Origin of the sequence: Nonomuraea sp. NPDC049141 (genome assembly GCF_040648415.1) — a bacterium.
Classification (GTDB): domain Bacteria; phylum Actinomycetota; class Actinomycetes; order Streptosporangiales; family Streptosporangiaceae; genus Nonomuraea.
Genome location: NZ_JBEZDR010000006.1, coordinates 260714 through 280942 on the forward strand (window position 1 = coordinate 260714; position 20229 = coordinate 280942).

Consider the following 20229-nt stretch of genomic DNA (forward strand, 5'->3'; position numbering starts at 1 on the left):
TACCGTCACCATTCGTATGATGAGATCATCTGATCTGACCATCTGAAATCCCAGGAGGATGCGTGACCAGCGACGTTCCGCAGATCGACCTCACCGACCCCGGCGTGTCCCGCGACCCCTTCACCGCCTATGGCCGCGCCCGCGAGCTGGCCCCCATCGCCCGCGTGGGCGCCCCCGGCTTCGGGCCCATGTGGGTCGTGACCCGGCATGCCGACATCAGGACGATGCTCGGCGACCCCCGGTTCGAGATCAGGACCGACAGCTTCATGCGCCCCGACGTCCCCGAAGACTGCCTGCCCTACATGCGCACCATGGCGGAGATGAACGGCACCGAACACCTGCGGCTACGCCGGCTCGCCGCACCCGCCTTCACCGCCCGCCGCGCCGCCGACTTCGCCCCGCGCATCGCGTCCATCGTCGAAGCCCTCCTCGACGACCTGCCCGGCCACGGCGCCGTCGACCTGATGACGCGCTTCGCCCGGCCACTGCCCATGGACGTCATCTGCGAGCTCGTCGGCATCCCCGAGGCCGACCGCCTCCGTTGGCGCGAGTACGGCGCCACCGTCGTCACCAGCGCCGGCCCCGCCTTCGCCGCCGCCATCCCGGCCATCATCGACGGCGCCAAGGCGGCCGTCGCCCGTCGAAGGGCGGAACCCGCCGACGACCTGATCTCCGACCTCATCCACGCTCAGGAGGAGAACGGCGACCGGCTCAGCGACACCGAGCTCGTCACCCTCATCTGGCACCTCGTCATGGCCGGCCAGACACCCACCAACCTCATCGCCAACGCCGTCGAAGCCCTGCTCACCCACCCCGGCCAGCTCGCCGCGCTGCGCGCCGACACCGGCCTTATGCCCCGTGCCATCGAGGAGCTCATCCGCTGGTGCGGCCCCGCCCTGCTGACGATCCCCCGCTACGCCCGCGAAGACGTCGACCTGTGCGGCGCCCCCATAGCCAAGGGCGACGCCGTCACCGCCTCCGTCGCCGCCGCCCACCGCGACCCCCGCGCCTACACCGACCCCGACCGCTTCGATATCACCCGGCCCGCCGGACAACCCGGGCACCTCGGCTTCTCCCACGGGCCGCACTTCTGCATCGGCGCCGCCCTCGCCCGCGTACAGACCGAAGTCGCCCTCGCCACCCTGCTCCGCCGCTACCCCGGCCTCGCGCTCGCCGAGCCCGCGCCGCGCGCCCCCGACCCCGGCACCTGGCGTCTGTCCTCCCTGACCGTCACCCTCTGATCATCGAGGAGCTACCTCCGTGGTCCGCGACCAGCCGACATGCACGTTCTGCCGGAAGACCCAGCAGCAGGTCCGCAAGCTCATCGCGGGCCCCGCCGGAATCTGCATCTGCGACGAATGCGTCGAACTCTGCACCGAACTCATCGACGCCGACGAGATCGCCCCGCCCCGCGACCTGCCCACACCACGAGACATGCACGAACGTCTCGACCACTACGTCATCGGCCAGGACGCCGCCAAGAGAACGCTCGCCGTCGCCGTCTACAACCACTACAAACGCATCCGCCATACCGAGGACATCGAACTCGGCAAGTCCAACATCCTGCTCATCGGCCCCACGGGCAGCGGTAAGACCCACCTCGCCCAGACCCTGGCCAGAATGCTCGACGTGCCCTTCGCCATGGCCGACGCCACCGCGCTCACCGAGGCCGGCTACGTCGGCGAAGACGTCGAGACCATCCTCCTCAAGCTCATCCAGGCCGCCGGCGACGACATCGCCAAAGCCGAGACAGGCATCGTCTACCTCGACGAAATCGACAAGATCACCCGCAGGAGCGACAACCCGTCCATCACCCGCGACGTCTCAGGCGAAGGCGTCCAGCAGGCACTGCTCAAAATCCTGGAGGGCGCCACGGTCAGCGTCGCGCCCCAAGGCGGCCGCAAACACCCCCACCAGGAAGTCCTCCAGATCGACACCACCAACGTGCTGTTCATCGCGGGCGGCGCCTTCACCGGCCTCGACCACATCATCGAGCAACGCACCGGCCACAACCGCAGCGGCTTCACGACAACCGGGAAACCCGCCCCCGACCCCCACGCCACCCCCGCCGACCTGCTGACCTTCGGCCTCATCCCCGAACTCGTCGGCCGGCTGCCGGTGATCTCCACCCTCCACCCGCTGGACCGGACCGCGCTCACCCGGATCCTCACCGAACCACGCAACGCGATCGTCAAGCAGTATCAGCGGCTCTTCGAACTCGACGGCATCGAGCTCGCATTCACCGAGGAGGCCATCGCCGCCATCGCCGACCAGGCGCTCGCCCGCCGCACCGGCGCCAGAGCCGTCCGCGCCCTTCTCGAAGAAGTGCTGCTCAACCTCATGTACGAAATGCCGACGCGCGACGACGTGGCCAGGATCGTCATCGACCGCGACACCGTGCTCGGCAACGTCAACCCCACCCTGGTGCCCCGTGACCACCCCGACCGGCGACCGGAACGCCACGACAAGTCCGCGTGACACCTCACCCGCCGACGAAGGCCAGCGCCTGCTGCAGATTGTGCTCGGCGATCCCCCGCATGGCCTCCCGCCCCGGAAAATCCCCCTCGATCAACCGCAGGGGCCCGGCCACCAGCGACAGGCGCATCGCCAGCGTGTAGAACGACATTCGCCGCTCATCCAGCCCGTCCCAGCTCAGCGGCGCATAATCCTCGTGGAAGCGCAGCCGCAGAAACGCGTGCTCCCATTCGACGTCGAAGTACAGCAGCCCCTCGATATCGATCAGCACCGGCCGCCCATCGCCGTCCACCAGCACATGATCCGGCCCCAGCTCCCCATGAACCAGCACGTGCGCCGAGCGCGGCCGCACCCCCGCCGCCAGTTCGCGGAGCACCCCCTCCAGCCGATCACGAGCGGCCGCGAGCCGCGGCTCCCGCGCGGCGCCCTCCTCGAGATCGACGAGCGCTCGTTCGAAGACCACCTGCTCACACGACCGGCCCGTGGCCACCCCGCCACCGTCGACCAGGGCCACCTTGCCGAAACCCGGCCCCGTGTGGCCCCGCATCACCTCGAGCATCTCGGCCAGCCGCGCCAGAACCGGCTCCGCCGCCGCCGGATCACGCTGGAGCAGCGCCTCCAGGGTGCCGCCCAGCACGTCCTCGACCACCGCGACATCCGCCGGATACAGCTCCCGGCCACGGTCGGCCAGATAGATCCGTGGCACCCGGACCCCGGCGGCCTCCAGACGCCGATGAGCGGCCTCGAACAGCTCCAGACCGGAAGCGGGCGAGAACGCGTCCGCGTGATCCTCGACCTGGAGACCGGGCCAGTAATTCTCGGTCGCGTCCCAGATATAGGCGATGGCGGTCGAACCGTCGTCGAGAACGAGCCGGTACACACCCTTCTTGGTGCCGCCCCGAAGCCGCAGCACATCGACCAGCCGGTGCTCGGCACCCAGCGCCGCTCGCACCACACCCGTCAACTGCTCGCGCACGGCGAACCTGCGTTCCACGCATCCCCCAACGCTCGATCGACAACTGCCAGGTGTGGGACGGTAACACGGTGTTGATGCCACCTGGCCCGCTTCGCCCCGAAGTTCACCGGCCGAAGGGCCTGGCGCGACTCGGTGACTTCGGAGAGGTTGGAATAGACGCCCGATATGCGGCTGTTGGTATCGCGGTGGCGTAATCGCCACAGGTGGCGGCGGAAGCAGTGTGTGCTCTTCAGTGCGACAGGACCAGCTCCGCCCGACTCGAGGAGCAACGTTTGAGTCCGTACATGGCCGATCTCCAGCCGTTAAAGCTCGCCTCGCGTGCGGTCTATCCCGCGGGCCCGCTGGCGGCGGCGCCCCGTACCCTGCTCGACGTCCTCGACGAGACCGCGCGGGTCCATCCGGACGAGCCGGCGCTCGACGACGGGACCACGCGGTTCGACTACCGGCGGCTGCGTGCCGAGGTGGCGCGGGTCGCGGGTGAGCTCAGGGAGGCCGGGATCGGCCGTGGTGACCGGGTGGGCGTGCGGGTGCCGTCGGGCACCGCCGAGCTGTACGTCACGATCCTCGCCGTGCTCGCCGCAGGCGCCGCGTACGTGCCCGTCGACGCCGACGACCCCGAGGAACGCGCCGAGCTGGTCTTCACCGAAGCCAACGTCTCCGCGATCGTGACCGGCAAACCTACGGCCGGCCCTGAGGGCGTGACCGGCCAACGGACGGCCGACGCCGCGGGCGTGACCGGCGGACCGGCTGACCAGGCGACCGGCGCGGCGACCGACCGGCCGATCGGCGACCTGATCGTGCGGACGATGTCGCCGGAGCCGCTGACCCCCGGCGACGACTGGAACCCGCGCCCGCAGCCGCCCGTGCCCGGTGACGACGCCTGGATCATCTTCACCTCCGGCTCCACCGGCAAGCCCAAGGGCGTCGCCGTGACGCACCGCTCCGCCGCCGCGTTCGTCGACGCCGAGGCGGGCCTGTTCCTCCAGGACCAGCCGCTGGGCCCCGGCGACCGGGTGCTCGCCGGGCTGTCCGTGGCCTTCGACGCCTCGTGCGAGGAGATGTGGCTGGCCTGGCGGCACGGCGCCTGCCTGGTGCCCGCCCCCCGATCGCTGGTGCGTACCGGCATGGACCTGGGGCCCTGGCTCGCCGAGCAGGACATCACGGCCGTCTCGACCGTGCCGACCCTGGCGGCGCTGTGGCCGGTGGAGTCGCTCGACGGCATCAGGCTGCTGATCTTCGGTGGAGAGGCGTGCCCGCCCGAGCTGGTGGAGCGGCTGGCCGTACCGGGACGAGAGGTCTGGAACACCTACGGCCCCACCGAGGCGACCGTCGTCGCGTGCGCGGCGCGGCTCACCGGCGCGGAGCCGGTACGCATCGGGCTGCCCCTCGACGGCTGGGATCTGGCCGTCGTCGGCGCCGAAGGCGAGCCGGTGGCCATGGGCGAGACCGGAGAGCTGATCATCGGCGGCGTGGGCCTGGCCCGCTACCTGGACGCGGGGAAGGACGCCGAGAAGTACCCGCGGCTGCCGTCGCTCGGCTGGGAACGCGCCTACCGCAGCGGCGACCTCGTCCGCGCCGAGCCGGAAGGGCTCTACTTCGTCGGCCGGGCCGACGACCAGGTGAAGCTGGGCGGGCGGCGGATCGAGCTCGGCGAGGTGGACGCCGCGCTGCAGGCGCTGCCGGGCGTCACGGGCGCGGCCGCCGCGGTGCGGACCGCCGGCGGCGGCCACCAGTTGCTCGTCGGCTACCTCGTGGCGGACGACGGGTTCGACCTCGGGCAGGCCCGCGAGCTGCTGGCCGAATCGCTGCCCGCCGCCCTGGTCCCCCGGCTGACGCTGATCGACGCGCTCCCGACGCGTACCTCGGGCAAGATCGACCGCGACGCGCTGCCCTGGCCGCTGGCCGAGCCAGGTGCGCCGGACGCGGCGAAGGGTGAGTTGAGCCCGATCGAGGCGTGGCTGGCCGAGCGGTGGACCGACGTCGTCGGCGTCGCGCCGGACGGGCCGCAGGCCGACTTCTTCACCGACGGCGGTACCAGCCTGGCCGCGGCACGGCTCGTGTCGCTCCTGCGCACCGACTACCCGGACGTGGCCGTGGGCGACGTCTACGCGCACCCGACCCTGGCCGGGCTCGCGAAGCTGCTCGCCTCCCGCGGCCCGGCAAAGTCGGCGCGCCGTGCGGTGAAACCAATGCCCGCGCGGGCCGCGCTCGCGCAGGCCGCGCTGATGGTGCCGCTGCTCACGGCGGGCGCCATGCGCTGGATCGTGCTGCTCGCGACGGTCGGCAACCTGCTCGCGCCGCCGTGGGCGCCCACCCTGTCGTGGTGGTGGGTGGCACTGGGCTGGCTGGTGTTCGTCACCCCGCCGGGGCGGATGGGCCTGGCCGCGGGGTCGGCCCGGCTGCTGCTGCGCGGCGTACGGCCGGGCCGCCATCCGCGCGGCGGCGGCGTGCACCTGCGGCTGTGGTTCGCCGAACAGCTCGCCGCCAGACTCGGCGTGCCCGACCTGGCCAGCGCGCCCTGGATGGGCCTGTACGCCCGGCTGCTCGGCGCCCAGGTGGGCGCCGACGCCGACCTGCACTCCGCTCCCCCGGTGACCGGCCTGCTCAGGCTGGGCGCGGGCGCCTCGGTCGAGCCGGAGGTCGATCTCAGCGGCTACTGGTACGACGGCGACGTGCTGCGCGTCGGCGAGATCCGGATCGGCGCGGGCGCCACGGTCGGCTCCCGGTCGACCCTGCTCCCCGGCACCAAGATCGGAAAAAACGCCCAGGTCGCCCCGGGCTCGGCGATCGCGGGCGCGGTGCCGGCCGGGCAGCGCTGGGCCGGAGCGCCGGCCTCCCGGCAGGGCAAGAGGTCACGGCCGGCCGAGCGGGCCGCCCGCTCCCGGTTCTGGGTCGTGATGTACGGCCTGTCGGCCGTCGTGCTCAGCCTGCTGCCGGCGGTCGCCGTCCTGTCCGGCCTGGCGGTCCTGGGCTGGTACGCCCAGGACGCGCGCACGCTCGGCGCGGCGCTCACCAGCGCGCTGATCGGTGTGCCGCTCGCGACGGTCGTCGGGATGGCCGTGTTCGCGCTGGTCACGCTGGTGATCGTGCGGCTGCTCGGCATCCGCATGCGTCCCGGCAACCATCCGGTGCACAGCCGCCAGGCGTGGCAGGCGTGGGCGACGGGCCGGCTGATGTCCGCGGCCCGGGTCTGGCTGTTCCCGCTGTACGCCAGCATCCTGACGCCGGCCTGGCTGCGCGCGCTCGGCATGCGGGTGGGCCGTGGCGTGGAGCTGTCGACCGTGCTCGCGCTGCCCACCATGACCTCGGTCGGCGACGGCGCGTTCCTGGCCGACGACACGATGGTCGCCCCGTACGAGCTCGACGGCGGCTGGATGCGCATCGCCTCGGCGCGGATCGGTAAGCGGGCCTTCCTCGGCAACTCGGGGATGACCGCGCCCGGCCGCAAGGTGCCCAAGGACGGCCTGGTGGGCGTGTTGTCGGCGACGCCGAAGAAGGCGAAGTCCGGCTCGTCGTACCTGGGCATGCCGCCCGTGGAGCTGCGCCGGACCACCGAGGAAGGCGACCGGAGCCGCACCTACGACCCGCCCGCGCGGTTGAAGGCGGCCCGCGCGCTGGTCGAGGTCTGCCGTCTGGTGCCCGCGATGGGCACGGTGGCGCTGGCCCTCCTGACCGCCGGGGCCATGGAGTGGGTCGCGGCGTCGTACGGCTTCGGGGTGGCCGCGCTGCTGGGCGGCGTGCTGATGCTGGCCGCCGGGGTGGTCGCCGCGGCGGTGGCGACCGCCGCCAAGTGGGCGCTGGTCGGCCGGATCGCGGTGGGCAACCGGCCGCTGTGGAGCTCGTTCGTGTGGCGCAACGAGCTCGCGGACAACTTCGTGGAGGTGCTGGCGGCGCCCTGGTTCGCCGAGCCGTGGCTGGGAACCGCGCCCCTGAACGTGTGGCTGCGCTCACTCGGGGCACGCATCGGGCATGGGGTCACCCTTCACACCTACTGGCTGCCCGAGGCGGACCTGGTGAGCGTCGGCGACGGCGCCAGCGTCAACAGGGGCTGCGTGCTGCAGACGCATCTGTTCCACGACCGGGTCATGAGCATGGACACCGTCACGCTGGCCGGGGGCGCGACGCTCGGCCCGCACGGCGTGATCCTGCCCGCGGCACGAGTGGGCGCCGACGCCACGATCGGCCCCGCCTCTCTGGTCATGCGTGGTGAGGACGTTCCCGACGGCTCCCGCTGGTTCGGCAATCCCATCGCGGCCTGGCGATGACCTCGTACTTCCCCTCGCACGGCGACCTCAGGTACGGGGTCGCGCAGTACGACCTGACGCTGAAGTACCGCGTGTCCACGAACTGGCTGGACGGCACGGCCCTGCTGTCGGTGGTGGCGCACGAGCCGCTCGACGGCCTGGACCTGGACTTCGGCCAGTTCCGCGTCGCGGGCGTCACCGTCGACGGCGTCAGCGCCCGCTACACGCACCGCGACGGCAAGCTGCGCGTCGCCCTGCCCTGGACGCTGCACGTCGGGGCCACCGCCGCCGTGGAGGTCCGCTACACGGGCAGTCCCCGGCCGGTGCGGAGCGTGTGGGGCGGCCTGGGCTGGGAGGAGCTGACCGACGGCGCGCTCGTGGCCAGTCAGCCGATCGGCGCGCCCTCCTGGTTCCCGTGCAACGACCAGCCCGGCGACAAAGCGCCCTACCGGATCACGGTGACCACCGCCTCGCCGTACCAGGTGATCGCGAACGGCCTGCTCGTCCACAAGTACCGGTCGGCGGGCACCACGACGTGGGTGTACGAGCAGCCGGAGCCGATGGCGAGCTACCTGGCGAGCGTGCAGATCGGGCGCTACCAGTTCTCGGACGCGGGCGGCACGCGGCTGGCCCACCCGCCCCGGCTCGGGACGCGGGCGCGGCACGACTTCGGGCGCCAGGACCAGATGATGGCGCTGTTCGTCGACCGGTTCGGGCCGTACCCGTTCGCCGCCGGCACCGTCGTGGTGGCCGACGACGACCTCGACATCCCGATCGAGGCCCAGGGCATGGCCATCTTCGGCCGCAACCACGTCGACGGCCGGCGCGGGCACGAGCGGCTGGTCGCGCACGAGCTGGCGCACCAGTGGTTCGGCAACAGCCTGACCGTGGCCTCCTGGCAGGACATCTGGCTGCACGAGGGCTTCGCCACGTACGCCGAGTGGCTGTGGTCGCAGGCGTCGGGCGGCCCGACGGCCGACGAGCTGGCCGGCCGCTGGCGGCGCCGCCTGGAGATCCTCCCCCAGGACTTCGTGCTGGGGGACCCGAGCCCGGCGCTGCTGTTCGACGACCGGGTCTACAAGCGCGGGGCGCTGACCCTGCACGCGATCCGGCGGAAGCTGGGCGACCAGGCGTTCTTCCTGATCCTGCGCGCCTGGACCGACACCCACCGGCACGGCAACGTCACCACCGACGCCTTCATCGCCCATGTGGGCCGCTACGCCGACCCGTCGGTCGTGCCGCTGCTCTGCTCGTGGCTGTACGACAAACCACTGCCGTGATCACGTGCGCTGATACCAGAGAGCCGGTACGACGGCGAGGACAGTGAACGCCAACGCCCAGGCGAAGGTGTGGCCGAACGCGGCGCCAGGATGGTCGGCCAGCTGGCGTTGCAGGATGACGGCGAGCACGGCGGTGCCGAACGAGCCGCCGAGCTGCTGCATGATCCGGGTGGTGCTGCTGGCGTGCGGGATCCGCGCCCGGTCCAGGCCGCGGAAGGCGCCGACCATGATGGCCATGTTGGCCGCGCTCAGCCCGGCGCCCCGGACGACCAGCGCGGCGCCCAGAATCAGGCCGCCGGTGTGCCGGCCGGCGAAGGCGAAGGGGACGGTGCCCAGTGCGGTCATGGCGATGCCCGCGAGGACGACCGGCCGGGGGCCGACGCGGTCGGTGACGCCGCCCAGCCCCTTGGCCAGGAGGCTGCCCAGCCCCTGCGGCGCCAGTAACAGCCCCGCGGCCACCACGCTCGCGCCGCGGTCCTGCTGGTAGTACAACGGGAGCAGCAGCATCGACCCGAACATCGCCAACCCCGACAGGAACAGCAGCGCCGAGGACACGGCGAACGCCCGCGTGCGGAACAACCGCAGGTCGATGAGCGGGTCCGCGGTGCGCGTCGCGCGGTAGGCGAAGCCGGTCAGCAGCAGCGCCCCGGCCGCCAGCGGGCCGAGCACCGCCGCGTGGCCGAACCCGCCCTCGGTGCCCACCCGGGTCAGTCCGTACATGAGGGCGGCCAGTGCGGGCGAGAGCAGGAGCAGGCCGGTCACGTCGAGGCGGTGGCCGTCGCGCGGAGCGTCGGCGGGCAGGCCGCGCCAGGCCAGCAGCACCGCGAGCAGGCTGATGGGGACGTTGACGTAGAAGATCCAGCGCCAGCTCAGGTGGCCCGCGATCAGGCCGCCGGCGACCGGGCCGAGGATCGGGCCGACGAGGGCGGGCAGGCTGACGACGGCCATCAGGCGGCCGAGCTGCCTGCCGTCCACCGCCCGCATGAGCAGGGTCTGCAGGATCGGCAGCATCAGCCCGCCGCCGACGCCCTGCAGCACGCGGAAGGCGATGAGCGAGCCGAGGTTCCACGCCACGCCGCACAGCACGGAGCCCGCCAGGAACAGCAGCTGCGCGCCCAGCCACATCCGCTTGGCGCCGAAGCGGTCCACGGCCCAGCCGGTGATCGGGATCGCCATCGCCAGGGCGAGCAGGTAGCCGGTGCTCACCCACTGGACGGCCGACACCGGCGCGTCCAGGTCGCGGCCCAGGGTGTGCAGGGCGACGTTCACGATGGTGCTGTCCAGCAGGGGCGCCAGCGCGCCGAGGACGAGGACCCCGGCGAGCTTGAGCACCGCGGGGTCCAGCCGTTCGGAGGTGGTCGTGGTCATGTTCCGTCTCCCCGGTCGATTAGAGACGAACCGTCTCCAATCCGTACGATAGGCTCATCACAGCAGGAGACGCAACGTCTCTAACGGAGGTTCTCGTGCCGCAGCAGACCAGCCAGCGCCGGCGCGGCGCGGCGCTGGAGGAGACGATCCTCGAGGCCGCCTGGGCGGAGCTGGCCGAGGTCGGCTACGCCCGCCTGACCATGGAAGGCGTGGCCGCCCGGGCCCGCACCGGCAAGCAGGTCCTCTACCGCCGCTGGCGCAACCGGGCCGAGCTCGTCGTCGCCGCCATGCGCCACAGCACCGGATCCATCGCCGACCAGCCCCCCGACACCGGCGAGCTACGCGGCGACGTCCTCGCCGTGCTGCGCCGGATGGTCGAGCGGCAGCGCGACATCGGTCAGGACGTCATCCACGGCCTGCTGGCCGAGGCCCCCGACCTCGATCCGGGCCCGTTCGCCATCATGAGCGAAGTGATGACCGGGGTGCTCGAACGAGCCGCCCGACGGGGGGAGATCGCCTCCGCCGAGCTCAGCCCCCGAGTCGTCTCCACGGCGACCAACCTGCTGCGCCACGAGATCCTGTTCGCCCGCCACCCCGTTCCCGACAGCACGCTCGTCGAGATCGTGGACGAGGTGTTCCTGCCCCTGGTCCACGCCACAGCGCGGGGTTAGACGGATTCTCAGCCATGCGGCCGCAGTCGCAGGGCCGCGTCGTCGTCGAAGGCGTCCAGGAAGTCGGCGAGCGTGTCGGCGACGTGGGTCAGCGAGCGGGCGCCGAACAGCACCGGCTGATACCCGGAGATCTCGTAGGGGGTGGCCAGCGCGTCGAGCGCGTTCAGGTCGCGGATCCGGCTCCGGTCGATCCGGCCGAGCTCGCCGTAGGAGGACAGGAGTGCCGCCCCGTACGCCTTGGGGGTCCCGCCCTCCTCCAGAACCCCGTACTCCAGGGTGAACCAGTACAGATCACTGATGATCTGCAGCGCTCCAGGGGTCTCCACCCGCACCGCCGCCTGGCCGATCAGCCGGTAGATCGCGGCGAACTCCGGTGCGGCCAGGTGGATGCCGTGGCCGAACACGTCGTGGATGATGTCCGGCTCCGGCGAGTACAGCGGCACGGCCGGATGACGGACGAACTGCACGGCATGGAAGTACCCCCGGGCCATCGAGCCGAGGAAGCGCTCGTTCTCCACCACTCCCCCGGCCAGCGTGAAGTCGAACCCCGTCAACCGCCGCAGCCGGGCCCCGACCTCCGCGTGCTGGGGGATGCGGTCGGCGGGGACACGGGCCTCCTCCCGCGCGTCGAGCACGGCCCGGCACGCGTACGCCCGATGCGCGTCGTCGAGCGCGCGGTGGACCCTGCGCCAGGTGGCGTGCTCGCCCTCGGTGTACTCCACCGTCGGCGACGGATCCCCCACCTGGTGACCACGGGCCAGCTCGGCGAGCGCGCGGCGCCGGGCGAGGTAGAGCGGGTCGCGCCGGCCAGGATGCTCGGCGGCGGCGCCGAGCGTGCCGTCGGCGGCGATCGGGGTCCGGCGCCACACATCGCTCATGCGGGGTTCATTACCGGGAGGCCGGACACCTGACGCCGGTGACGATAGGCTTTACCGAAGCTTGGAGAGTCCGGATGGATCAAGGGACGCTGGGACGTACGATCGTCAGATGACCGAAAAGACCGAAACTGTGCCCGGCTGGCTCGCTCCGGAAGAGCTGGAGTCCATGCGGGGGCGGATGCCGATCCTCTATATCGACGCCGTGCCGGTGCGAGTCGACGAGACCGGCGTGGTGACCCGCGTCGGCCTGCTGCTCCGCATCGACCCAGACGGAGCGGTCAGCCGGGCGCTGGTCTCGGGTCGCGTGCTGCACCACGAGCGGGTCCGCGACGCGCTCCTGCGACACCTGGAGAAGGATCTCGGCCACACGGCGCTGCCCCAGGTGCCCGCGTCGCCGCAGCCGTTCACCATCGCCGAATACTTCCCGACGCCGGGCGTCACGCCCTATCACGACCCGCGCCAGCACGCCGTGTCGCTCGCCTACATCGTCCCGGTCGCCGGTGACTGCCGCCCCCGCCAGGACGCCCTCGACTTCGTCTGGTTCACGCCGGAGGAGGCCGCCTCCCCCCTGGTCCAGCAGGAGATGACCGGCGGCCAGGGAGTGCTGCTGAAGCAGGCGCTCGCCCAGGTGGGCCGCCTGCCCTAACGGGAACGCCGGCCGCTGTCAGGCGGCCGGCGGGGACGGGAAGGCGTCCGGGTTGACCAGGCCGGTGCTCTCCAGCAGCCGCTGATGGTTCAGCACCGCCGCGTTGGCCTCCTCGGAGAAGCGCCGTACCAGACTGTTCTGCGTACTGCCGCGCACCGCGCCGATCAGGGCGAAGATCTGCCCGTGCGCCAGACGCAGCCACTTCACGAACGTCGAGTCGTACTGCTTGCCGGACCGGCTGGAGATGTCGGCCATCCACTCCTGCTGCAGGTCCGTCGGCTTGATCGGCAGCTGCACCTTGAGCTTGGCGGCCAGAGCGAGGCCCTTCTCGTCCAGGACGTGGTGCTGGGCCGCGATCTCCACACTGATCTTCCGCACCCGCGCGGTGCTCGCCCGCGTGGTGGCCTGCTGCGCCATGGTCATCTCCCACAGGGTGGCGAGCCGGACCTTGGTGATCAGCTCCCTGTCCGCCGCCGACAACGGGCCCCACTTGGTGGCCCACGTACTGGTGTCGACCGCCGTCGCCGCCGCGGCGGGCGGCGCGCCGCTGACGCCCGGCACGACCGTCGCGGCGGGAAGCTGAGCGCTGGGGAGCTGCGCGCCGGGGAGGCCGGCGCACGCGCCGAGAGCCAGGAGCACGGCGACGCCACTGATGGCGAGAACGGGACGGCGCTGTCGCAGTCGCACGCCGTCACCCCCTTCATGGGTCCTCGGGCTGTTCAGAAGGAGGTACGCAGCGCCGGGCGGGAGCGTTCATGGCAGCATGCAAAATTTGCTCTAGGCAAAGATCGGCCCTCAGATGCCGGGCCAGCCGAGCGGGTGCAGGGCGTCCTCGGGCAGCTCACCTCCCGCCTCGGTGAAGGCCGTCATCGCCGTGACCAGCGCCCGGCACTGCTCGATCGGCATCCGCGAGACGATCGCGGCGATCTCCTCGCCGCGGCGGGCGGTGACCTGGTCCACGATGTGCTGACCCTCGTCCGTCAGGCGCATCGGGCTCTCCCTGCGGTCGCGCGGATTGACCTCGCGCACGATCAACCCGGCGGCGAGGAGCCGGTCGGCCATCCGCATGGCTGTGGAGGGATTGACGTTGAGCAGCTCGGCCATGGTGACGAGCTTGGTCTCCCCGTGCCCGGCCAGCACCACCAGCATGCGGAACTGCGGCAACGTGACCTTGTCCTCGACCGCGCCGAGCGAGCGGACGGCGATGGAGACGAGCAGGCGCGAACCGGTGAGGACGGCCGCGACGACGGCGGCCAAGTCCTCCCGGTTCGCCTGATCCGCATTACCCTCTGACATACGCACTGTTGTACACGCCCTGCCTGAGGACGAGACCAACCCTGAGGCGTCAGGCCGGGACCGTCCACTTCTGGTTGGCCGCGCCGGTGCAGGTCCAGATCTGCAGCCGGGCGCCGTCGGTGGCGGCGTTGTCGACCACGTCGAGGCACTTGCCGGACACCGGGTTCACCAGGTCGCGGCCGGTGGTGTAGCTCCACTGCTGGGCGGCCGACCCGTTGCAGGAGTAGAGCTGCGCGCGGGCGCCGTTGGCCGTGGAGCCGCCGGTGACGTCGAGGCACTTGCCGAGCGAGCGGAGCGTGCCGTCGGAGGCGCGGGTCCACTGCTGGTTCGCCCCGCCGAAGCAGGTCCACATCTGCACGGGCGTGCCGTCGGCGCTGTTGCCGCCGGTCACGTCCAGGCACCGGCCGCCCAGCCCGCTGACCGTGCCGGTCGGGGTACCGGTCGACGTGCCGCTCCAGGTGAAGGTGGCCGTCGTACGGGCCGGCATGGTGTAGGTGAACGACTGGCCGTCCCACATCACCTTGACCGACTGGGCGGACGCGCCGCCGTTGTGGACGAGCAGGGCCTTGGAGCCGTCCGGATTGCGGTACGCGACGTTCTGCACGGTGGCGTTGGCGGTGGAGTCGACGCGCTGCGCCCCGGGCCGGACGAACTTGGTCAGGTGCCCGGTGGTGTAGTACTCGATCGTGTAGTCGACCTGCCCGGCGCGCGAGCCGCCTTCCTGCACGGTGATCAGGCCGGTGCAGGTGCCGCAGCCGCCGTTGTGCGGGCCCATGCTCTGGTTGACGCCCAGACTCCACTTGACCAGGCTGCCGCTCCAGTTCCTGGCGTAGGTCACGATGTCGGCCATGTCCTCGTTGTGCTGGTTGCTGATCCAGGTGCCGCCCGAGTGCTCGGTGCTGAACTGCCGTACCGCCGGATACTGGTTGTGCACCTGGGTGCCCACCGCCGGGTCGCCGAAGTAGCCGTGCCACGCGATGCCCCCGAACAGCGGGTCATCGCGCACCCCGGCGTCACCGAGGATGGGGGCGCCGCTGTTGGCGTAGTCGCCGTAGTTCCAGTCGTGGATGAGCACCTTGCTGGAGATGCCGGCCGCGCGGAAGGCCGGGTAGACGTGGTTCTTGGTGAACTCGACCAGCCCGGAGGGGTTCCAGCTCATGCCCGGGTAGTTCATCGCGGTCGGGTTGCCGGCCTGGCAGCAGTTCGGCTCGTTCTGCACGGAGATGTAGTCGATCGGCACACCGATCGCGGCGTAGGACTGGACGTACTTCACCAGGTACTGCGCGTACATGGGGTAGTACTCCCACTTGAGCCAGCCCATCTGGTCCATCCGGCCGTTGTCCTTCATCCAGCCGGGAGAGCTCCACGGCACGGCCATGATGCGCAGCTGCGGGTTGAGCTGCCTGGCCTGCTGGGTCAGCAGGCGCACGTTCGTGTCATAGCCGTTGGCGCCGAAGTCGTTCAGGTCGCAGCAGGTGTCGTCGAGCGACACATTGCCCGGCCGGGACAGGTCCGAAGCGCCGATGGGGTTGCGGACGAACGACAGGCCGATGCCGTCGGCCGGGCTGAACAGCCGGCGCATGACCTCGTCCCGGGTGGCGGCGCTGACCGCGCCGCCACGCAGCAGGTACGCGGTGGTGTCGGTGATGGACGCGCCGCCGCCTTCGAAGGTCTGGTAACGGGTGCCCTCGTTCACGGTGATCGTGTGGGTGGCGGCGCCGCTGCTCGCCGCGAACGCGGTCGGGGCCTGCTGCTGCAGGCCCCGGGTCACCGTCCGGCCGCCGGCGTCGGAGGTGGTGGTCAGGTAGATGTTGACCGGCTCGTTGGCGGCGAAGGCCTGCGGGGCGGCCATCAGGCTTCCGGCGGCGAGGCACACGGCCAGGGCGGCCTGGACCGCGCGCCTGTGTGGTGTTGTCACGGGGGGCTCCTCGGTGACATTGGGGGGTGTACACCGAGACAACTTATGTTTCCCACTTATGTCAAGGCATAAATTAAGGCCACCGATAAGCCCCCGGCTCCGTCACATGGCGCCCCGCCAGCGGTCGAGATGGAGGACGTCGTCGAGCGGCAGGCGCGAGGCGGGCTTGAAGGTGTCGCCGGTGTAGTAGGCGGTGGGGATGAGCACGCCCTGGCGGACGTCGTCGGGGAGGCCGAGCAGCTCGGCCACCTCGCTCTCGTAGGCCAGGTGCAGGGTGGTCCACGCCGTGCCCAGCCCGCGCGCCCGCGCGGCGAGCATGTAGCTCCACGCCGCGGGCAGCAGCGATCCCCACAGCCCGGCCTGGTTGCCCTCGGGGAGCTTGGACGCCTGGATGCACGGGATCACCAGCACCGGCACCTCCCCCATGTGCTCGGCCAGGTGGACGGCGCTCGCCGAGACGCGCCGCTGCACCTCGGCCCGGGCCGGGTCGTCCTTGTACAGGTGCGCGCCCGAGGCGCCGGACCCGAAGTACGCCTGCGCTGAGCGCAGGTAGTAGTCCCCGATCTGCCGGCGGAGCTCGGGATCGGTGACCACGATCCAGTGCCAGCCCTGGCGGTTGCCGCCGCTGGGCGCCTGTAGCGCGATGTCCAGGCACTCCCGCACCAGTTCGAGCGGGACGGGGCGGTCGAGGTCGAGGCGCTTGCGCACGCTCCGGGTGGTGGTGAGCAGCTCATCGAGACCGAGTGATGGGATCGTCATGAGCTCATCGTGCCACCGAGTCTCCGCCGGTCCACCTTGCCCGTCTGGTTGCGGGGCACGGCCGTCACGAACTCGATGTCGCGCGGCACCTTGTAGCCGCCCAGCTCGGCCTTGACGGCCTGTTTGAGCTCGTCGGCCGACAGTCTCGCGCCGGGCTCCCGGACCACGTAGGCGGCCAGGCGCTGGCCGTACTCCTCATCCGGTACGCCCAGGACGGCCACGTCGGCGACGCCCGGATGCCGGCCGAGGAGGTTCTCGACCTCCTGCGGGAACACGTTCTCACCACCCGAGACGATCATGTCGTCCTCGCGGCCGTCGATGAACAGCCGCCCCCGGCCGTCCCGGTGCCCGAGGTCGCCGGTGCTCAGCAGGCCCCCGGTGCTCCGCGGGCCGCCGGTGCTCCGCGGGCCGCCGGTGCTCCGCGGGCCGCCGGTGCTCCGCGGGCCGCCGGTGCTCTGCCGGCCGCCCGCTTCCGTGCTCGCGTCACCGCCGCCGCCCGAGTAGCCGCTGAAGGTGAGCCCGCCGCCGACGAGAACGCGCCCCACCTCGTACGGGGGCAGCTCGCGGCCATCCGGGCCGGCGATCACCACCGTGGTCCCGCGCGTGGGGCGGCCGATGGTGTCCGGGGCGGCCCGCAGGTCGGCCGGGGTGGCGAGCGTGGCCCAGCCGACCTCGGTGGAGCCGTAGAGGTTGTAGAGCACGTCACCGTAGGCGTCCATGAACGCGGTGGCCAGGTCCGGCGGCAGCGCCGACCCGCCGGAGACCACCACCCGCAGGTGCGGCAGCGGCTGGACGTCGTGGGCCAGCAGCCGCCTCAGCATGACGGGCACGGCGACCATGGCCGTGGCCCGATGCCGGTCGAGGGCGCGAAGGACCTTCTCGGGGTCGAAGCGCCGCGTCAGCACGACCGGGCAGCCGAGCACCAGCGCCACGCCGTACCAGAGCAGGCCGAGACCGTGGAACAGCGGCGGCGCGATGAGGATCGGCTCGCCGCTGCGCAGCGGCACGGTGGCCAGCATCGAGGTGAACGGCTCGGCCAGCGCGGTCAGTGACAGCCGTCGCGTCGCTCCCTTGGGCACCCCGGTCGTCCCGGACGTGAGCAGCACCAGGCGTCCCGGCCGACGCGGCGCCGGCGGCTCGGGCCCGGTGGCGGTCGCGGTCGCGGAGGCGGAGGCGGTCGCGGAGGCCGTCGCGGAGGCGATCAGCTCGTCCAGGTCGCCGACGCGGGTCCCGGCGAAGTCCACGGGCGGCAGCTCCGGCGCGGCGATCAGGGTGTGCACGTCCTCGCGCCGCAGGATGTCACGCAGGCGCGGCCCGGCCAGGCCGGTGTTGAGCAGCAGCAAGTCCGCGCCCAGCCGCGAAACGGCCGCCACGGCCTCGACGAAGCCGCGGTGGTTGGGCCACATGATCGCCACGGTCCGGCCCGGCCGTACGCCGAACCGGTCGTACAGGGCCGAGGCCAGCGCCGCCACCCGCGCGTCGAGCTCGGCGAACGTCAGGGAGCCGTCCTCGTCGAGGATGGCGGGGCGATCCGGCCAGCGCGCGGCGGCCATGGCCACGCCCGTGGCGGGGGTGACGTGGAAGTGGCGGAACGCCTCCACCATGCGCGCCAGGTCCGCGGGCGGCACAGGGCGCAGCAGACCGTTGCGGGCGAACGTTTCGACGGCCTCGGCCCCGAAGCCGCACAGCCGCGCCAACTTGGTGATCATCCGGATACCTGTTCTCAAGGGTAAGAAGGCCATACCCATGGGATCCGGTTCTAGCCCGGACGCCCACCCCAGGAGCGGGGTGGGCGCGGGCCTGCTCACCCGGCGAGCAGCTTCTCCGCGGGGATGATCTGGCGGGGAATGCTCGGGCTCTCCCATCGCAGCTCGGCGATGGCGTCATAGCCGCTGTCGTAGAACTCCATCTTGATGTCGTGCGTCCCGGCGCTCAGCGCCACCTGGCCGGTGTCGTCGCGCTTGGAGTGGTCGGTCCAGTTGTCGATGAGTGGCTTGCCGTCCACCCACAGCCGTACCCCGTCGTCGGTGGTGGTGACGAAGGTGTAGGTCTCCGCCTTGTCGGCCATGACCTTCCCCGTCCAGCGCACGCTGAAGGTGTCGGCGCCGATGGCCGGGTCCGGGGCGGCCGAACCCCAGTCGAAGTTCACGGTGGGGTCGATCCTGGTGACCGTGGCGCCGGTGAGGTCGGCGTTGTCGAAGTACGTCGCCGACAGCCCCTGCTGGTCGATCACCAGCGTCGTCGCCGAACCCGCCGGCAGCGTCACCGTGGCCTTGCCGCCGGCGATGGCCGCGGTTCCGGTCCGGTGCGGGGTCCAGGCGTCCGACGTGCTCTGCCAGATCGCCGCGGTCCCCGCCGTCAGCCCGGTGAGCGCGAGACCGGCCTCGATCGGGTCGGCGCCGACATTGACCAGGACCACGTTCTTGCTCTGGTCCGAGGCGAAGACGTGCAGCTTGTCGTTGTTCGCGCTCGCCTGGACGACGGTCTTGCCGAAGGGCCGGAACAGCCCCTCACCGGTGTACATGCCGATGCCGTGGTAGATGGGCAGGGGCTCGCTGCGCGGAATGTTGCCTTCGCCGTTCGTGCTGGTCAGGCCGAGCTGCCCGTTCTTGTCGCCGTACTGGTAGGCGCTGGCGCCCGCGTGCAGGATCTGCCCGAGCGCCGCCGCGCCCCACAGCGTGTTGAAGTGGGTGAGCGTACGGTGGCCGTCGGGGTCGTTGAAGTCGGAGTTGAACTCGCCGATCTGCAGGTCGATCTTCCGGCCCAGTACGGACTCCGCGAGCGCGCTCACCTCCTTGATGTCGGTCTCGTAGTCGCGGATCACGCTGCCGAGGAGCGCCTCGTCGGTGATCTCATCGAAGCCGTTGCCGTAGTCGTGGTAGTCGACGAAGTCGACGCGGCTGCCGGAGCCTTGGAGGAACGTTCTGATGTAGTCGTGGTCGTCCCATGCCGTGGCGGGGCCGCCCACCTTGACCGCGGGGTTCTCGGCCCGCAGCGCGTCGGTGATCAGGTTGAAGCGGCTGCTGTACTCCGCCGCCGTCATCTCCGGCTTGTCGGGAGTGCACACGCAGTTGAGCTCGTTGCCGAGAATGAACCGCTGGACCGGCTTTCCGGTCGCCGCGAAGTGCTTGTAGAGGGCCACCGCGTCACCGCGGTTCACCTCCGCGCTCTGCCGGCCGTCCACCTGGAGGATGACGACCGGTTCGGCGCCGAGGTCGCGGATCGCGTTGATCCAGGCGTCTCCCGAGACCTCCGTGGCGCATTCGTAGCCGCCGCAGATGATCGGGCTGTCATGGTTGCCCGGCTCCTGGTAGTGGAGCTCGATCCGCATCCGGCCCACGCCTAAAGCGCGCAGCCGGGCCTGGTGCTTGGGGTCGTTGGTGATGTACGAACCCTCGCCGTAGCCGGTGATCCCGATGCCGAAGTCAGTGGGTGCGATCGTCCGGATCGGTTTGGTGAAGTCCACCGAGACGGTGGCGGCCACGGCCGCCTCCGCCGGTACGCCCGCCGTCCAGACCGCCGCGGCGGCCAGACCACCCGCGAGGGCGGCGTGCAGCGTGCGACGTGCCAGTGCGATCATCCTTCTCCTGTCACAAAGTCCACAAATCCCGTGGATCATGACATATGCGGATTACGTGAAAGTGACTTCTCGCGTTGATGTGGCGCGCGACACTGCGCTGGTCTCACGGATCGACGCGGTCCGGGCGGACAACCCCGG

The 20229-nt window shown here is 71.4% G+C and carries 15 protein-coding genes; 6 read left to right on the forward strand and 9 right to left on the reverse strand.

The window, feature by feature from the left end; genetic code table 11:
* The first annotated feature begins 62 nt into the window (after window positions 1–62).
* Together AB0B91_RS20225 and clpX are read left to right on the forward strand one after the other, a co-directional pair.
* Window positions 63–1241 (forward strand): cytochrome P450, encoded by a 1179-nt coding sequence (locus AB0B91_RS20225; RefSeq protein WP_358321441.1) that lies wholly within the window; start codon window positions 63–65, stop codon window positions 1239–1241.
* A gap of 19 nt (window positions 1242–1260) precedes the next feature.
* A complete protein-coding gene (gene clpX / locus AB0B91_RS20230) occupies window positions 1261–2478 on the forward strand; it encodes an ATP-dependent Clp protease ATP-binding subunit ClpX (RefSeq protein ID WP_358321444.1) in 1218 nt (405 codons plus the stop codon).
* 4 nt (window positions 2479–2482) lie between these two features.
* Here the strand turns inward: clpX and AB0B91_RS20235 are convergent, their stop codons facing one another.
* On the reverse strand, window positions 2483–3469 hold the full coding sequence (locus tag AB0B91_RS20235) for a phosphotransferase (protein ID WP_358321446.1): 987 nt from the start codon (window positions 3467–3469) through the stop codon (window positions 2483–2485).
* A 254-nt stretch (window positions 3470–3723) separates the two neighbouring features.
* On the opposite strand from AB0B91_RS20235, the gene AB0B91_RS20240 reads away from it, so the two are divergent.
* Together AB0B91_RS20240 and AB0B91_RS20245 are read left to right on the forward strand one after the other, a co-directional pair.
* A complete protein-coding gene (locus AB0B91_RS20240; RefSeq protein WP_358321449.1) occupies window positions 3724–7716 on the forward strand; it encodes a Pls/PosA family non-ribosomal peptide synthetase in 3993 nt (1330 codons plus the stop codon).
* Window positions 7713–8975, forward strand: a complete 1263-nt coding sequence (locus AB0B91_RS20245) for a M1 family metallopeptidase (RefSeq protein ID WP_358321452.1) — start codon at window positions 7713–7715, stop codon at window positions 8973–8975. The genes AB0B91_RS20240 and AB0B91_RS20245 overlap by 4 nt, the downstream gene beginning before the upstream one ends.
* On the opposite strand, the gene AB0B91_RS20250 is transcribed toward AB0B91_RS20245, so the two are convergent.
* Window positions 8976–10343, reverse strand: coding sequence for an MDR family MFS transporter (locus AB0B91_RS20250; RefSeq protein WP_358321454.1), 1368 nt, complete (start codon window positions 10341–10343; stop codon window positions 8976–8978). It abuts the gene before it with no gap.
* Between the two features lie 95 nt (window positions 10344–10438).
* Between AB0B91_RS20250 and AB0B91_RS20255 the strand changes: the two genes are divergently transcribed.
* Window positions 10439–11014 carry a TetR/AcrR family transcriptional regulator gene (locus AB0B91_RS20255; RefSeq protein WP_358321457.1) on the forward strand — a complete coding sequence of 192 codons (576 nt, stop codon included), beginning with the start codon at window positions 10439–10441 and terminating at the stop codon, window positions 11012–11014.
* A gap of 8 nt (window positions 11015–11022) precedes the next feature.
* Here AB0B91_RS20255 and AB0B91_RS20260 read toward each other — a convergent pair whose 3' ends face one another.
* Window positions 11023–11892 carry a phenylalanine 4-monooxygenase gene (locus AB0B91_RS20260; protein ID WP_358321460.1) on the reverse strand — a complete coding sequence of 290 codons (870 nt, stop codon included), beginning with the start codon at window positions 11890–11892 and terminating at the stop codon, window positions 11023–11025.
* A 109-nt stretch (window positions 11893–12001) separates the two neighbouring features.
* Here AB0B91_RS20260 and AB0B91_RS20265 point away from each other — a divergent pair, with 109 nt between their 5' ends.
* Window positions 12002–12538 (forward strand): NUDIX hydrolase family protein, encoded by a 537-nt coding sequence (locus AB0B91_RS20265; protein WP_219538811.1) that lies wholly within the window; start codon window positions 12002–12004, stop codon window positions 12536–12538.
* A gap of 18 nt (window positions 12539–12556) precedes the next feature.
* On the opposite strand, the gene AB0B91_RS20270 is transcribed toward AB0B91_RS20265, so the two are convergent.
* The 6 genes from AB0B91_RS20270 to AB0B91_RS20295 form a co-directional block, all read right to left on the reverse strand.
* Window positions 12557–13225 carry a DUF4142 domain-containing protein gene (locus tag AB0B91_RS20270; RefSeq protein WP_358321463.1) on the reverse strand — a complete coding sequence of 223 codons (669 nt, stop codon included), beginning with the start codon at window positions 13223–13225 and terminating at the stop codon, window positions 12557–12559.
* Between the two features lie 108 nt (window positions 13226–13333).
* Entirely contained in the window at window positions 13334–13834 is a 501-nt protein-coding gene (locus tag AB0B91_RS20275) for a MarR family transcriptional regulator (protein WP_358321466.1), read from the reverse strand.
* A gap of 49 nt (window positions 13835–13883) precedes the next feature.
* Entirely contained in the window at window positions 13884–15752 is a 1869-nt protein-coding gene (locus AB0B91_RS20280; protein WP_358321469.1) for a ricin-type beta-trefoil lectin domain protein, read from the reverse strand.
* Between the two features lie 102 nt (window positions 15753–15854).
* The gene (locus tag AB0B91_RS20285; protein ID WP_358321472.1) at window positions 15855–16511 is read right to left on the reverse strand and encodes a nitroreductase family protein; all 657 of its coding nucleotides are present in this window, start codon (window positions 16509–16511) and stop codon (window positions 15855–15857) included.
* A complete protein-coding gene (locus tag AB0B91_RS20290; protein ID WP_358321475.1) occupies window positions 16508–18220 on the reverse strand; it encodes an AMP-binding protein in 1713 nt (570 codons plus the stop codon). The genes AB0B91_RS20285 and AB0B91_RS20290 overlap by 4 nt, the downstream gene beginning before the upstream one ends.
* Before the next feature lie 95 nt (window positions 18221–18315).
* Window positions 18316–20091, reverse strand: a complete 1776-nt coding sequence (locus AB0B91_RS20295; protein WP_358321477.1) for a PA14 domain-containing protein — start codon at window positions 20089–20091, stop codon at window positions 18316–18318.
* Window positions 20092–20229: the final 138 nt, after the last annotated feature.